Raw genomic sequence first — 14,556 nt, 5'->3', positions numbered from 1 at the left:
CCTCAAAAAAGCACGGCCAAAAATCTCTCGTTTGCTATACCAGCGCGTGGCTCACGGATGTTTCAGCCCGGTCGATGAATTCGCCGATCGCCTCGACCGGAAGCGGCCTGCTCACCAGATAACCCTGAAGCCTGTCACAGCCCACACTGTGCAGCCATTCCGCCTGAGCCGGCGTCTCGACCCCTTCGGCCGTCACCTGCATGTCGAGGCCATGCGCAAGGTTGACGACGCAGCGGACGATCGTCTGGCTTTTCGGATCGGTTTCCAGATCGGTGATGAAGTATTTGTCGATTTTGATCGTGTCGAAAGGGAATGTCTTGAGATAGCTGAGGGAAGAATATTCGGTCCCGAAATCATCCAGCGAGATCCGTATCCCCAGCACGTTGAGCGTATTCAGGGTGTCGATGTTATTGACGGTGCGCTCAAGCAGCACGCTTTCGGTGATCTCAAGCTCCAGACGCTCGGGCGGAAGTCCGACCAGGTCCAGCGTCTGCGATATGCGATCCGTGAGGCCGCTCGTCAAGAATTCCGCCGCCGAGACATTGACGGCGACGATGTAATTCTCAGGCCACTTCATCGCTTCGCGGCATGCCTGCTCCAAAACCCATGCGCCGATGTCAGGCATCATTCCATCGGCCTCGGCCATCGGAATGAATGCCGCCGGTGGAATTTTTCCAAGCAGCGGGTGGTGCCATCTCAGCAGCGCTTCGAACCCGACGATGCGACCGCCTTCGGCAAGGGGTTGATACTCGACGAAGAATTGCTGTTGATCCAAAGCCATACGCAGGCTGCGGCGCAGCAATTCGCGTTGCTCCAGCAACTCAAGCATTGTGGGATCGAAGGCTTTTGCCCGGCCGCGCCCCTCCTGCTTGGCGGCATAAAGCGCAAGGTCGGACGCCTTCATCAACTGCTCCGGATTGGTTCCATCCGGAGGAGCTGTGGATATGCCGATGCTGGTGCCGACAAACACCGCGATGCCATCGATCGTGAAAGGCTTCTTGAATGCGGCAACCAAAGCTTCCGCCAACCGATGCGCTTTGGCCGGATGTCCCGAGCCCCTGGAAATGACGGTGAATTCGTCGCCGGCCAGTCGGTAGGCTCTGTCATCGCTGGTCAGGCAGTCTTGAATACGCCTTGCGGCAAATTGAAGAAGCTTGTCACCGGCTGGATGCCCAAGCGTGTCGTTGACGGGCTTGAAATCGTCAAGGTCGAGCTGCATCAGAGACAGGGTCTCGTCCGAGCCTGCGGTCTCCTGCAGCAGCACAGCAAGATCGTCGCTGAACTGGCGTCGGTTCGGCAGTCCCGTCAGCGGATCGTGGGTCGCCAGATGCAGAAGGGTTGCCCGCTCATCGTCGACAAGCTCATCGGAGCGAACGACGGCAAACAGCTCTCCGATCCGATAAATCGTCAGCCCGTGCGCGCCCGGCCCGCCCAGATCGCCCGATATTCGCAACGGCTGGGCACTGTCATCCAAGGAGCGGAAAGCGAGCGTAATCGCCGATTTGTCCAGCTGTGGAAAATGCTCCCAAAGGGACGTGGCCGGTTTGACGGATGCAGGCAGCTCATTGCCCAGCAAATTCTCGACGGGATTGAAGTCGCGGTCAAAGAACAAAAGCCGGTCGATCGAAGTCGAAGCTTCTGCCTGTGTTTGTCCGAGGGCCGAGCTGGCCGCACGAATTTTCCGCATCTTCGGGCCTCTCCGAGTCGAGTGTCCTAACCAGATATCGTAGCAAATCAACTGTCGCACAACTTGTGCACGTCAAGATTTACATTAGGCACCCCTGATTAACAATCCCAAACCTCTGCCGACAGGCTTACGATTTTGGGCACACTGCACTGATCCAACAGGGGATTTGCAGATCGGGACGCTGATGTCAGCCGGTGGCAGGCCAGAGTTGATGCACAAGCTGCCGCAGCGTCAGGGCCTCAGCCCACCTATCGGTCGAGTCGTTGCCGTCTCTCCCGGTGATCGCATAGGGTTTGGGACCCAGCTCGCAGGTAAAAATCAGTTCCGCGTTCTCGGCGGCGCGGGATCGCCAGCGGCGAAAACCATACTCCCACCACTCGAGGAAGAGATCGACCCAGGGCCGGTGGTGCGGAAAGGAGATCTCGATCTGCACCTGTTCACGTGAGGCAATCCGGCCGTGAAATGCGTGGGCGTTCTCTAGGATGCGTCGGATGAGGGCGTGGTTTTCTTCATCGACCGGAAAGGCGAACTCGCGGCCGACCAGGAAATGCGACAGGTCGGCCAGCAGCGGCAGGTCGGGGCGCTGATCGAGCAGATCCAGCGTAAAGAACAGGTCCGCGGTCATCCTGTCGCGATGTGTTTCGATGAACACCGGAATGCCGGCATCTTCAGCGAGCCGCATCCAGCCATCGAGAAGCGGCAGGCAGGCATCGACGCGGCGCGGGCGGATATCGGGTTGCAGGTTGATGTGGCTGACCGGAAACTCCGTGGCCAGTTCCAGTGGCAGACGCAGATCGTCGACAGAGCGCGGGAAGCAGACCCCTTCGATCTTCAAGCCGCTGCCCTGGATGGCCTTGTTGAGGGCAACGACATCGCCGCGGTTGGTGTAATGCGCGCTGATGCCGTCGAAGCCCGCCTCTAAGATCATCGCGATGTTCTCGTCGGGTGTCCGCTCGAGCCCATCCGTGTGCCGGCGCTCCATGGCCCAGAGCGACTGGAAGATCAGCAGCTTCTGTGTCATGCGGCCCGCGCGCTCTTCAGAAGCATTTTGAGGTTTACGCCCGGGTCTGCCAGTTCTGCGGGGCTGGGGCTGATGCCTGCGGCAATCAGCATCTCGGCGAGCTTGATGTCCCTGGCCAGGCCATTGCCGATGCCAAGGCCCGCTGCTGCCACGAGGCGCCGGTCATCGAAGTAAAATTCGAGCTCGCCTTCCGCGGCCGAACGTTGAACGGTTCGATGGGTGGGCTGCGGCAGTCCCGCCACCTGCAGGCCGAGATCGTACTGGTCGGACCAGAACCAGGGGAGGGCGCTAAAAGTCTCGGCGGCGCCCGCCATGTTTCGCGCCGCGGTCTCGGCCTGCGTCCTGGCATTCCGCCAGCTTTCATAGCGAACATGTCCGCCACCCGGCTCAGCCACCGCCGCGCAATCGCCTGAAGCGAAGACGTTCGGCGCGCTGGTGCGAAGACAGGCGTCCGTCAGAATGCCGTTGCCGGTTGCCAGTCCCGCTGCTTCCGCCAAGGCGATCTCGGGCACCACTCCGATGGCGCTGACGACGAGATCGGCATGCACCAGGCTGCCATCGGTCAGGGTGACGCCGCCGTCGCCGATCGCCGTCACGCCTCGATCGAGGTGAAAGCGCACACCTTCGGCAGCATGCCTGGCGTGCAGTTTTTCGGCAAAGCGGGCAGGGACGGCGCGGCCCAAAGGTTTCGGGGCGGCTTCGATCACGTTGACCGCGACGTCCTTTCCGCGCAGCACCGCTGCAAGTTCCATCCCGATCAGACCGGCGCCGATGATCGCCACGCTCCGGCCCGGCGCAACACGGGAGAAGATCGCTTCGGCGTCGGCGTGGGTGCGGAAGTCGAGTGCATGTGCTGCACCGGGGCATGTGAGCCGCCTCGGCCGCGCGCCGGTCGCCAGAAGCAGTTTTTCGTAGCGCAGCACCCGTCCGTCGCTCAAGCGCACTGTTGCGGCGCCAGTTTCCAACCTCGAAGCCGACAGGCCCTTGAGATAGGCAATGCCGGCCGCTTGCAGCGCGTCTGCCGCACAGATCAGCTTCATCTGCACCGCATCGTTGACTGTCTTCGACAGGGGAGGCCGTTCATAGGGCAGATGAGGCTCGGCTCCAATCAGCGTGACAGGCCCGGAATAGCCGGCTTCACGCAGGGCAAAGGCTGCCCGGGTGCCGGATTCGCCGGCACCGATGATGACCATACCGTCCATGTTTTCTCCGTGAAAAAGGCGGCCGGCGCTCGTGAGGAGGAGACGCCGGCCGGGGAGGATCAGTTCTTCCTGGCGTATTCGGTCATGTTCTTCGGCGTCACCAGTTCGAACGGCACCCAGACCTCCTTGTCGACGCTGTTGCCGTGCGCGAGTGCGACGGCTGCATCGACGGCGCTTGCCGCCTGTTGCTTGGCGTTCTGGAATACCGTCACATCGAGATCACCCGCGGCCATGGCAGCGAGCGCATCCTGCGTCGCATCGATGCCGACGACGATCACATCGTCCATCGACACGCCGGATGCCTTGAGCGCCTGAATGGCGCCGAGCGCCATTTCGTCATTATTGGCGAAGATCACGTCGATCGGGCGACCCGCCGTGAGCCAGTTGGTGGTCAGATCCATGGCGTTGGTGCGCGTCCAGGCGGCGGTCTGCTCGTCGGCGATGGTTACGCCCTTGCAATCGCCTGCCGCCAGCGTCGCCTTGACCGACGAGGTGCGGTCGCGCGATGCCTGATGCGCCAGATCGCCCATCAGGATATAGGCCTGCGCGTCGTTCGCCTTGCCGTTTTTCTTCAACAGATCGCAGGCGGCCTCGGCACCGAGCCTTCCGGAGTCGGTTTCCTTCGAGCCGACATAGGCCTGCTTTTCCGGCAGCTTGTCGATATTTTCCGGCTCGAGGTTGAGGTAGACGAGCGGAATTCCTGCCTTCCGGGCCGCCTCGCTGATGCCGGTGGCGGCCGAGGTATCGGCGAGCGTCATGATGATCGCGTCCACCCCGGAAGCGATGAAATTGTCCACCTGGCTGCGCTGTTTGGAAACGTCGGTCTGCGCGTCCTCGATCTGAAGATTGACGCCGGTGAGCTTCGATGCCCTTGCCTGAAGCCCCTCGCGCAGCAGCGTCTGAAAATTATTGTCGAAACTCTGCATGGACACGCGGATCGTCTCGGCCGAGGCAGCAGTCGTCGTCAGGGCGGCCAGGACGGCCGCCACACAGATTGATTTCATCTTATCCTCCCAAGGGCGCCGGGCCGCCCGATCCATTCCGGAGGCCGTCCAGGCCTGCTATGTCGCGGGCTCAGGTCAGAGCGACGCGAACCTCTCCATCGACCACTTCGGCCTTATAGGTTTTCAGGCTCTCGCAGGCGGGAAGCCTGAGGGCCTCGCCGGTGCGATAGTCGAAGGCGCCGGAATGCTTCGGACATTCCACCTCGAAATCCATGACCAATCCGTCGGCGAGATGGATCGCCTCGTGGGTGCAGAGCCCGGCGGTGCAGTAGACGCTGTCGTCCGGGCCACGGTAGATCGCGTAGGTGCGGCCGCCATGGTCGAAGCGGATGGCGCCTTCCTGTTCGATGTCGTCGAGCTTGCCAGCTGAAACCCAGGTCATTCGGCCGCTCCCCCGACTTCCAGACGGGCCTTGCGGGCCGCCAGTTTTTCCTTGCGCCTGCGGTAGCGCTCCTGCATCTGCGCCTCGCCCTCGGGGGAGCCGTCGTGCCAGGTGCCGAACCATTTATCGAGCGGGATCAGCGCGTCGCCATAGTTCACCTCGAAATATTTGTGGTGGAGGTAATGCGCATAGGCGTGGCTATCGACCAGTGTCTCCTCGCCGATCTCGACCTTGTCGAAGCCGACATGGCCGGGAATGGCCCCGAAACCCGCATAATGCAGCTGGTAGAGCATGATGATCGGATTGGAAGGCAGGAACAGATGGTAGAACGCCGTGCCGAAATAGAGCAGGTGCTCGACCGGATGCATCGACAGCGACGACCAGGGCGAGGGGTTCACCGAATTGTGGTGGACGGAGTGCACCCATTTGTAGAGCAAGGGCGTATGGATCAGCCGGTGTATGCAGAAGAAATGGAACTCGTGGATAACAGGCACCACGAGCGCGACGAGCGCCAGCGTCCATGGATTTTCCGCAAAACTCAGCCACGGCGCGTAGCCATTGGCATAGGCCCAGAGCATGCCGACCTCGACAGCGGTCCAGATAGTCACGCCCGACAGGAAGGTGCGCAGGATGTTGTCGAGGTTCTGGCTCCCGAACCAGAAGGCGTTGCTCTTGTGGTCGGCCGGGAACTTGCCATTGTACTTGAAGCGGTTTTCCTGCCGCTTCAACACGTAGAGATGCAGTTCGAAGGCGCCGTAAAACAGGAAGACGGCGATGGCGTTGACCGCATAGAGCCAGGCGATCCAGCCGGCGCTGAGCGTGCGCATTGTGTCCACCGGCGGAATGACCCAGGCCCAATAAGCGACGGCGGAGGCGGCAAAAATCGCATTCCAGGGAAAGAAGTAATGCGGCAGCCATTTCAGGATCGCCATCAGCCGCGGCGGAAATGCAAACAGCGGGGCGGTTTCGGCAGGCTGGTTCGGCGCCCAGTCGCCACGCTTGTTGCGCTTGCCGAATTTCAGATCGTCCATTGGCGTCTCCTCCGGACGCCGGGATGTCTCGGCGTCGCCTGGAAATTAGCAGGGACGCCGGTGAATGCCGAAGCCTTCCTTGATCTGATTAGATCAAAGCGCCTCCTTGGTGATGGTAACGAAACGGATCGGTGCCTGGTCCGGTTTGATCTCGGTCAGGCCGATTTTGTTCAGCACGAGATCGAGCGCGCGCCGCGCCTGCGCCTCCGGCGCCTGATCCAGCACCACATCCATGACGCCGTCCTGCAAGGCGCTGCGCGTATAATCGGTGAGTTCGTGGCCGACGAAGAAGATGCCGCGTTCGTGCGCATGCCGGCGCAGCACATTGATCAGCGCGGAATTGCCACCGCCGGCATTGTAGAGGCCGGCAAGGTCCGGATACATCCGCAAGGCCGAGGACAGCAGTTCAGCGCCGAGATGCTCGTCGTCGAGACCGAACCCCAGCTGCTGAAAGCTGCCGGCGCCGGGGTGTTCGAGAAAATAGTCCGAAAAACCGCGGATCCGATCGCGGTGCACCTGATAGATCGGATGGCAGATCGCAAAGACGGGACCGGTCCGGCGTGCCATTCGGCTGATGAAGAGCGCTGCCGTCCGGCCGGCGGCATAATTGTCGATGCCGACGAATTCGCCTGTCCGTTCCGAGGCGCGAGTGACGACGTGGACCATCGGCAAGCCTTGGGCGCTGACCTTCTCGACGGCCGCGCCGATCACCGGATGGCTGGGCACCGCCAGAATCAGACCGGCGCGCCGCAGGCCGGCCGACGAGATGCGGCGCGCGATTTCTTCCGGCTTCATCTCTTCGGTAAAGCTGCGATGCACGATGACCAGCGGGTCGAGGGTCGCCGCGATCCTCTCGAATGCTGCGGAGAGCCGCTGATAGAAAGTCGTTTCAGGACGGACCATCAACACCTCTATGCGCAGGAGGCCGCGATGGGTGTCCGGGAGCTTGCGGGGATAATCCAGCGCGCGCGCGGCGATGATCACCTTCTCGACCAGCTCCGGGCGAACACCGCCGCGTCCGTTCAGGACCCGCTCGACCGTGGCAGTCCCGACGCCGGCATGGCGGCCGATATCCCGATAATTCGGCTTGTTCACTTTTCAGGTCCCTGGAATGGCCACTGCGATCGGATTGATCCTACGGACAATCCGTCCCTCTTCATACACCGGAGCCTCAGAACTTATAGAGGCTGGTCGGTGAAGGGTTTGAGCGACACTTGTATCGCGAGTGCAGTCGATCTATGATTTCTTCCAATTCAGCATGAGATTGCAGGCCGTATTTCACCGTTAAACCGGACGCGGGAGACTTTGTCTTCCGGCCGGCCGAAGGAGTTGGGCAATGAAAATCCTCATGGTTCTCACATCGCATGATCAGCTGGGAAATACCGGCAGGAAAACGGGCTTCTGGCTCGAGGAACTCGCCGCCCCTTATTTCGTCTTTCGCGACGCCGGGGCCGAGGTCACGCTCGCGTCGCCCAAAGGCGGCCAGCCTCCGCTCGATCCGAAGAGCAACGAGCCGGCGTTTCAGACGGAAGATACGCGCCGGTTCGAACGCGACCCGGCGGCAACGTCGGCGCTCGCCAATACGCTGAAGCTATCTGACATCGACCAGGCCGATTATGACAGCGTGTTCTTTCCCGGCGGTCATGGCCCGCTCTGGGACCTGACAAACGACCGCAACGCCCACACGCTGATCGAGGAGACGCTTGCCGCGGGGAAACCGCTCGCCCTCGTCTGCCACGCGCCGGGGATATTGACCAAGGTCAAGGCTCCGGACGGCGAGCCGATCGCCAAGGGTCGGACGGTCACCGGATTTACCAATTCCGAGGAGGCGGCCGTGCAGCTCGTGGAGGTCGTGCCCTATCTGCTCGAGGACGTGCTGAAGGAGCAAGGGGCGAAGTTTTCGACGACGCAAGACTGGGCTGTGCATGTCGTCCAGGACGATCAGCTGATCACCGGACAGAACCCCGCCTCATCGAAGCAGGCCGCCCGCTTGCTGCTGCATACGCTGGGCAAGCAGGACGCGGCCTGACGCGGGCAGGCATGCCGGGCTGACGGGCGATCCGGCTTCGAGCGATATTTCTTGAAGAAAAGATCGATCTCGTGTCGGATCGGTCAAACCTGATCCGTCCTTAGCTCGTCCATTCCGTCCATTCAAAAGGATCACGACCATGCCGAACACCATACGCCTGCATCGCGTTCTGGCGACAACCCCTGAGAAGGTCTACCGCGCATTCATCGAGGCGGACGCGCTTGCCAAGTGGCTGCCGCCGAACGGATTCCTCTGCACCGTGCATCACCTGGAGCCTGTTGTCGGCGGCACGTTCAGAATGTCGTTCCGCAACTTCACCACAGGCAACAGCCATGCCTTCGGCGGCGAATTCCGCGAACTCGTGCCGGGCGAACGCGTCCGCTACACCGACAAGTTCGACGACCCCAATCTTCCGGGGGAAATGGAAGTCACCGTGACGCTGAAGAAGGTCTCGGTCGGTACCGAGGTGGATATCGTCCAGGCCGGTGTGCCCGACGTCATCCCGCCCGAGGCGTGTTATCTCGGCTGGCAGGAGTCGCTGAAAAACCTCGCGAAGGTGGTTGAACCCGATATCCAGGAATAAGGCTGGCACCGCCACCCAAGAGAGCCCGAGGCCCTCGCAAGGGGGCCTCGAACGCGAGATGGGTGCGCGGGCCTAAAGAATGCAAGGAGAAACACTGGCGGGCGTGCCGCTCAATTGTTGCCGTCGTTGGGCCTGGCCTTAGCGCTGTCGTTGCTGCTGTCCGAAGTGGTTTTGCCATCGGGCTGCTGACCGAAATAGGTGCCGCCGAGATGGCCGCCGGCGCTGGTGTTTCTGACCTGCTGTTCGGCGCGTTTCTGAATTTCACGGACGTTGGTCTTGCTCATTTTCGGCTCCCTGTTTGAGGTTGCGACCTCCGAACAACCGATGGGCGACGACACTGTTCCATATTTTTGCGGGAACACTTGCTGCCTTTTCCGGTTTTTCCAACTCAACCAAGGAGAAACGACGATGGGCATGACGACCCCCAAGGATGGCGCCCCCGGCACGACCGACCAATCCCCCCGCTGGGAAGGGCCGAAGGGAAATACACCGCGCGGTTACCTGAAAGCCAAGGACGATCCGGACAAGAACCGCGACGCGCACGGCGAAAACAACCGCGATCCCGAAACGAAGAATATCAGTGACGCAATGAAGCAGAAGGGCGAATGAGATGGCCAACCCGGAAAAAGACGCCGCCGGCCAGTTCGCCAAATCCCGGGCCGACAGGAAGAGCACCGGCGTTGCCAGTGCAAAACCGACAGTTATCACGGGCTCGGAGGATGCAACGGTGAACAAAGGCCCGCCCGGCAAGAAGCAGCCGGAGAAGGATTGGGACGTCAACTACGATCCCGCCGATATGAATGAAGGCTGAATGCGGTAGATCGAAGTCGCCAGAGGCGTTCTCCAGTCCTGCTCCTTGCATTAGTCAACCACGGGCGCCGGCCTTGGAGTCTTATCCGCCGAAATAGGCCGGATGGTCGATATCGGCGAGGAGGTCGGGCTGAACTGGCTGCCAGCCGAGCAGCGCGCGGGTGCGCTCGCTCGACGTCGGCACGTCGAAGCCCGCGAACATGGCGAACCAGCCGAAATGTTCCGCCGCTTCTTCGCACGACTTCGAGACCACCGGAACATTGAGCCGCCGCCCGATCACCTCGGCGATCTCCCGGAAGGGCACGCCCTCTTCGGCGACCGCCAGGAAAGGGCCGCCCACAGCGCCGCGCTCCAGCGCCAGCCGATAGAGGCGGGCGGCATCGAGCCGGTGCACCGCCGGCCAGCGGTTCTGCCCTTCGCCGATATAGGCCGAAACACCCGTTCGGCGGGCGAAATCGATCAGGATCGGCACGAAGCCGTGGTCGCCGTGGCCATGCACCGAAGGCGGGAGGCGGACGGTGGCAGCGCGCACGCCCCGCGCGGCAAGCGATATCGCAGTGATTTCGGAAGCGCGGGGATAGGTCTCAGAGGTCGGCATGGGTGGGTCCTTTTCGGTGCCGACGCGGCCCGGCGCATGGCCGAGGCCCGACGTGACCAGCAGCGGACGGCCGGATCCCTGCAGGGCTTCGCCGAGCGCCTCGATGGCGCGGCGGTCGAGGGCGCAGTTTTCGGCGAACTTCGAGAAATCATGATTGAATCCCGTATGGATGGCGCCGTCGGCCTCGGCCGCGCCGCGCTTCAGGCTGTCCAGATCCTCCAGCGAGCCGCGATGGGCGACAGCGCCGGCGGCCACCAGTTCTGACGCTCCCTTGTCCGAGCGGGTGAGGCCGAGCACTTGATGGCCGGCGACGATCAATTCGTTGACGACGGCCGAGCCGACCCAGCCGGTGGCTCCGGTGACGAATACGCGCATGTCGATATCTCCGTTCTGATGGAGATAGATATCGGACAAAGCGCTATCATGGTAAAGTAGTGATCTTATCATGGTATAATGGCTAACAGGATGAGCGAATTCGTCACCTCCGAAAACCGGCTGGGCGCCTATCTCAAGGGCCGCCGCGCCAAGCTGGACCCGGCCGCACTCGGCTTTGCCGGCGAACGACGCCGCACGCCGGGGCTGCGCCGCGAGGAGGTGGCGGGCCGCGCCAATATCAGCCCAACCTGGTACACCTGGCTGGAGCAGGGCCGCGGCGGGGCGCCGTCATCAGATGTGCTCGACCGGATCGCGCGGGCGCTGATGCTGACCGATGTCGAGCGCGAGCATCTGTTCCTCATCGGCCTCGGTCGGCCGCCGGAGGTGCGCTATCGCAGGCAGGAAGGCGTAACGCCGCGCCTGCAGGGCGTGCTTGATGCGCTGGATCCGAGCCCGGCGCTGATCCGCAACGCCATCTGGGATGTGGTCGCCTGGAATCGCGCGGCGACCGTGCTGCTCACCGATTACGGCGCGCTTCCACCTGAAGAGCGCAACGTGCTGCGCTTCATCTTTCTCGATCCGCGCGTGCGCGCCGCCCAGTATGACTGGGAAAGCGTCGCCCGCTTCGTCGTCGCCGCCTTCCGGGTGGACGCGGCTCGCGCAGGTGCCGCCGCCGAGGTCGAGCCTCTGGTCGACGAACTCTGCCGCAAGAGCCCCGAATTCCTGGCGATGTGGCGCGACAACGACGTGCGTACCCACGGCGATGGCGTCAAGCACATCAAGCACCCGGTGCTCGGGCTGCTGTCTTTCGAATATTCGGCGTTTCAGGTGGATGGCCGACCCGACCTCAGCATGGTGGTGTATAATCCGGCGACGGCGGAGGACGCGGAAAAGATCAGGCGGGTGTTGGGGTGAGAATCTATTCGGTGCTGTGCCTGCTTGGCTCTATTCATGGCTATCGCCGACGGGAATTTTTCACCTACTAGCTGTGCCCAGCGCTCAGATCGCCTCAATCCGGACAAATCTGCCGTCATGCTGTGGATCGACGCGCGCAAGGATTTCAGCCGCGCGGGTGGGGATTTCATGAATTCATATCGTACCGCGGCCTGGTCATGGCTTCGGGGCAACCGTTCTATCATACCGAGATCTGCGACTATGCAAAGTTTCCTGGGAAGCCGGAGTAACCAGGTGAAAGGACTTTTCGCGGCATGTCTCTTCCTATTCGCTGCCGACGGCGGCAATGCCAGTGAAGTTCCTTTTACCGCTACCCGGAATGTTCCGGACTACACGGCATCGATGATCGTTCGGAACACTTATAGCGAGCCGAAGGAGTATTCGCGCTCGGTTTTTCATCGCAAAGGGTGGACGCGGGTTGAGGACGTCAGAGGCGAAATCACTATCCTCAACTACGGAAACTTCTTCGATAACGTTCGGCTCGGGACGAGCAGGGTCGGCGACCAAGACTTTACCAGCGTCGACATTTCGAAGAGCAGGCGAAATCCACGCGTAAGCGTCGAAGAAGCGAAGGAAACGCGGGATGGCGACAGCCAGGCTGGGGAAGCTTGCGAGTGGTGGCAGCTTATTCGCAACGACTCGGAAGAGGTGACCGGGCCGTTCCTATTCAGCTGCCTCACAGCGGACGGCATTCAGATTGCGGAAAAGGAACTGCTCCGCGACAGGAAGCCGATGAATGAGATGCAATTGATCAAACTCGAGCGTGCACCCGTTTCGCAGTCCGAGATAAGCCCGCCGAAGAGGCTCTTCGACCCCTGGTTCTGGCTGAAGCCACTCAGAGATTATCCGGAGACCCCCCGAGCTATCGTCGATTTTGAAGTCAGGATGGTCGGGGAATTGTCGGAGATGAGAATATTGAGGCACTATCCCTGGCGATTGGAAGAACGCCGCGAGGAGGATGGATCTCTGCATTTCATGGTTTGGAATGAGCTTGAAAATCAGGGAATCTCGGTCGCCTCTTCCGAGCGCGGGCATTTTCTTCAAGCGGAGCGTTCACCGCTTGATCCCAAGTGGCCAGGCAGCCGTTTCCGTGATGAGACAGACGACGTCGATTTGAAACAGAACGATACTGTGCTTGGCGAACCTTGCGCCTGGTTTGACCTAATGCCCAATACTGCGGATGCGGGCAGAAAGGAATGCCTGACACCGGATGGCGTGGCCCTGAAGATTGACATAACCTCCGGATGGACTCGTGGTGACAATTATACCGCCGTTGAGATCAAACGCCGCCCAGTCAAACTCAAAGAAATGATCCCACCTGCGGAATTGATCGCTCCATCCTCATGGGGATTTACCGTTAGCGATTAAAAGGGAAAGGCGTCGCCAGCGCACCCGCCTCGTCCTTCGAGGCTCCAGCCTTCGGCCTGCACACCTCAGGATGAGGCTCTCTTGAGCGTTGGCGTGCATCCTCCGACTGTCGCTATTGCGGGCGCGGCATCCACTAACGCCCCTCATGCTGAGGTGCGCAGCCCGTGAGGGCGGAGCCTCGAAGCATGCGCCGCAGCGTTGCTTCTTGCAGGAACTGAGCATCGGCACGCCTGCCTCGTCCTTCGAGACTCTCTCAAACGGAGACGATTCATCTCGAACCTTGTCTATGATTCCGCAACGGATGCTCTCTACACCCCAAACAGGCAGACCATCGAAATCTCCGTGTTTGGGATGTCTCGGACATGCTCTTCGTCTGACCGGGTTTCGGCCGGTCAGACGTTTAGCCACGATACGGCGGCGCTATTGCAGCGTGCGCGTCTGGATCTGCTCTATGGCTGGCTGAGAAGCGGAGGCGGGCACGGCGCTGCCTTCCAGGCCGGTCGCCACGACCGAGACGCGGAACCTGCCGTCAAGGCTGCGGTCGAAGATCGCGCCGACGACGATGTCGGCGTCGTCCTGCACTTCGTCGCGAATGCGGCTTGCCGCTTCGTCGACTTCGAACAGGGTCATATCCGAGCCGCCGGAGATCGAGATCAGCACGCCCCTGGCGCCCTTCATCGAGATATCGTCGAGAAGCGGGTTGGCAATTGCGGCTTCCGCTGCCTTCATCGCGCGGCTTTCACCCGAGGCTTCGCCAGTGCCCATCATGGCGCGGCCCATGCCGCGCATGACCGATTTCACGTCGGCAAAATCGAGATTGATCAGGCCTTCCTTGACAATCAGGTCGGTGATGCAGCCAACGCCGGCATAGAGCACGCGGTCGGCCGTCATAAAGGCATCGGCGAAAGTGGTTTTCGCATCGGCGATGCGGAAGAGGTTCTGGTTGGGAATGACGATGACGGTATCGGCTGCCTGGCGAAGCGCCTCGATGCCGATTTCCGCCATTCTCATGCGGCGGTTGCCTTCGAAGGTAAAGGGTTTGGTGACGACGCCGACCGTCAGGATGCCGGCGGCACGCGCGGCCCGCGCGATGACCGGTGCGGCGCCCGTGCCCGTTCCGCCGCCCATGCCGGCGGTAACGAAGCACATGTGCGAGCCGGCCAGGTGATCCATGATCTCATCGATCGATTCCTCAGCCGCCGCGTGGCCCAACTCCGGCAGGGAACCGGCGCCGAGGCCCTCGGTCACATTGGCGCCGAGCTGGATGCGGCGCGAGGCCTTGGAGGTGGCGAGCACCTGAGCGTCCGTATTTGCGGCGACGAATTCGACGCCTGCCAGGTTTTCCGCGATCATATTGTTGATCGCATTGCCACCACCACCGCCGACGCCGATCACAGTAATGTGCGGCCGCAGTCCCGAAATGCCGCCCTTGGCGTCCGTCATCGCGCTCTCCTTTGATACTTCGTTCATGCCCACCCTCGTTTGCGGACGGCGAATCGTGCGTCAGGATAC

16 protein-coding genes are annotated in these 14,556 nt (G+C 61.5%); 6 read left to right on the top strand and 10 right to left on the bottom strand.

Annotated features, from left to right (window positions below):
* Nucleotides 1-34: 34 nt before the first annotated feature.
* The 7 genes from AMK05_RS13685 to AMK05_RS13655 form a co-directional block, all read right to left on the bottom strand.
* Nucleotides 35-1,687 (bottom strand): putative bifunctional diguanylate cyclase/phosphodiesterase, encoded by a 1,653-nt coding sequence (locus AMK05_RS13685; protein WP_064839234.1) that lies wholly within the window; start codon nucleotides 1,685-1,687, stop codon nucleotides 35-37.
* 187 nt (nucleotides 1,688-1,874) lie between these two features.
* On the bottom strand, nucleotides 1,875-2,708 hold the full coding sequence (locus AMK05_RS13680; protein ID WP_064839232.1) for a sugar phosphate isomerase/epimerase family protein: 834 nt from the start codon (nucleotides 2,706-2,708) through the stop codon (nucleotides 1,875-1,877).
* Complete coding sequence (locus tag AMK05_RS13675; protein ID WP_064839230.1) at nucleotides 2,705-3,910, bottom strand: NAD(P)/FAD-dependent oxidoreductase; 1,206 nt, start codon at nucleotides 3,908-3,910, stop codon at nucleotides 2,705-2,707. The genes AMK05_RS13680 and AMK05_RS13675 overlap by 4 nt, the downstream gene beginning before the upstream one ends.
* A 59-nt stretch (nucleotides 3,911-3,969) precedes the next feature.
* Nucleotides 3,970-4,914 carry a substrate-binding domain-containing protein gene (locus AMK05_RS13670; RefSeq protein ID WP_064839228.1) on the bottom strand — a complete coding sequence of 315 codons (945 nt, stop codon included), beginning with the start codon at nucleotides 4,912-4,914 and terminating at the stop codon, nucleotides 3,970-3,972.
* Nucleotides 4,915-4,984: 70 nt separating this feature from the next.
* Entirely contained in the window at nucleotides 4,985-5,296 is a 312-nt protein-coding gene (locus AMK05_RS13665; RefSeq protein WP_064839226.1) for a MocE family 2Fe-2S type ferredoxin, read from the bottom strand.
* On the bottom strand, nucleotides 5,293-6,327 hold the full coding sequence (locus AMK05_RS13660; protein WP_064839224.1) for a sterol desaturase family protein: 1,035 nt from the start codon (nucleotides 6,325-6,327) through the stop codon (nucleotides 5,293-5,295). Before AMK05_RS13660 ends, AMK05_RS13665 begins: the two co-directional genes overlap by 4 nt.
* Before the next feature lie 93 nt (nucleotides 6,328-6,420).
* Complete coding sequence (locus AMK05_RS13655; protein ID WP_064839222.1) at nucleotides 6,421-7,422, bottom strand: LacI family DNA-binding transcriptional regulator; 1,002 nt, start codon at nucleotides 7,420-7,422, stop codon at nucleotides 6,421-6,423.
* Between the two features lie 241 nt (nucleotides 7,423-7,663).
* Between AMK05_RS13655 and AMK05_RS13650 the strand changes: the two genes are divergently transcribed.
* On the top strand, nucleotides 7,664-8,356 hold the full coding sequence (locus tag AMK05_RS13650) for a type 1 glutamine amidotransferase domain-containing protein (protein WP_064839220.1): 693 nt from the start codon (nucleotides 7,664-7,666) through the stop codon (nucleotides 8,354-8,356).
* A gap of 139 nt (nucleotides 8,357-8,495) precedes the next feature.
* Complete coding sequence (locus AMK05_RS13645) at nucleotides 8,496-8,939, top strand: SRPBCC family protein (protein WP_064839218.1); 444 nt, start codon at nucleotides 8,496-8,498, stop codon at nucleotides 8,937-8,939.
* Between the two features lie 110 nt (nucleotides 8,940-9,049).
* Here AMK05_RS13645 and AMK05_RS34555 read toward each other — a convergent pair whose 3' ends face one another.
* The gene (locus AMK05_RS34555; RefSeq protein WP_143535833.1) at nucleotides 9,050-9,355 is read right to left on the bottom strand and encodes a hypothetical protein; all 306 of its coding nucleotides are present in this window, start codon (nucleotides 9,353-9,355) and stop codon (nucleotides 9,050-9,052) included.
* Between AMK05_RS34555 and AMK05_RS13640 the strand changes: the two genes are divergently transcribed.
* A complete protein-coding gene (locus AMK05_RS13640) occupies nucleotides 9,348-9,548 on the top strand; it encodes a hypothetical protein (protein ID WP_064839216.1) in 201 nt (66 codons plus the stop codon). The genes AMK05_RS34555 and AMK05_RS13640 overlap by 8 nt on opposite strands.
* Nucleotide 9,549: 1 nt before the next feature.
* Nucleotides 9,550-9,750, top strand: a complete 201-nt coding sequence (locus AMK05_RS13635) for a hypothetical protein (protein ID WP_064839214.1) — start codon at nucleotides 9,550-9,552, stop codon at nucleotides 9,748-9,750.
* Nucleotides 9,751-9,831: 81 nt separating this feature from the next.
* Here the strand turns inward: AMK05_RS13635 and AMK05_RS13630 are convergent, their stop codons facing one another.
* Nucleotides 9,832-10,722, bottom strand: coding sequence for an SDR family oxidoreductase (locus AMK05_RS13630; RefSeq protein ID WP_064841374.1), 891 nt, complete (start codon nucleotides 10,720-10,722; stop codon nucleotides 9,832-9,834).
* Between the two features lie 90 nt (nucleotides 10,723-10,812).
* Between AMK05_RS13630 and AMK05_RS13625 the strand changes: the two genes are divergently transcribed.
* Together AMK05_RS13625 and AMK05_RS13620 are read left to right on the top strand one after the other, a co-directional pair.
* Nucleotides 10,813-11,637, top strand: a complete 825-nt coding sequence (locus AMK05_RS13625) for a helix-turn-helix transcriptional regulator (protein WP_064839211.1) — start codon at nucleotides 10,813-10,815, stop codon at nucleotides 11,635-11,637.
* Between the two features lie 36 nt (nucleotides 11,638-11,673).
* Nucleotides 11,674-13,044, top strand: a complete 1,371-nt coding sequence (locus tag AMK05_RS13620) for a hypothetical protein (protein ID WP_237352100.1) — start codon at nucleotides 11,674-11,676, stop codon at nucleotides 13,042-13,044.
* A gap of 420 nt (nucleotides 13,045-13,464) precedes the next feature.
* On the opposite strand, the gene ftsZ is transcribed toward AMK05_RS13620, so the two are convergent.
* A complete protein-coding gene (gene ftsZ, locus AMK05_RS13615; RefSeq protein WP_064839209.1) occupies nucleotides 13,465-14,487 on the bottom strand; it encodes a cell division protein FtsZ in 1,023 nt (340 codons plus the stop codon).
* Nucleotides 14,488-14,556: the final 69 nt, after the last annotated feature.

The sequence above is a fragment of the Rhizobium sp. N324 genome (genome assembly GCF_001664485.1).
In the GTDB taxonomy this organism is placed as follows: Bacteria; Pseudomonadota; Alphaproteobacteria; order Rhizobiales; family Rhizobiaceae; genus Rhizobium.
The sequence above is the reverse complement of the archived record's forward strand: the minus strand, read 5'-3'. Positions and strand labels throughout refer to the sequence as shown.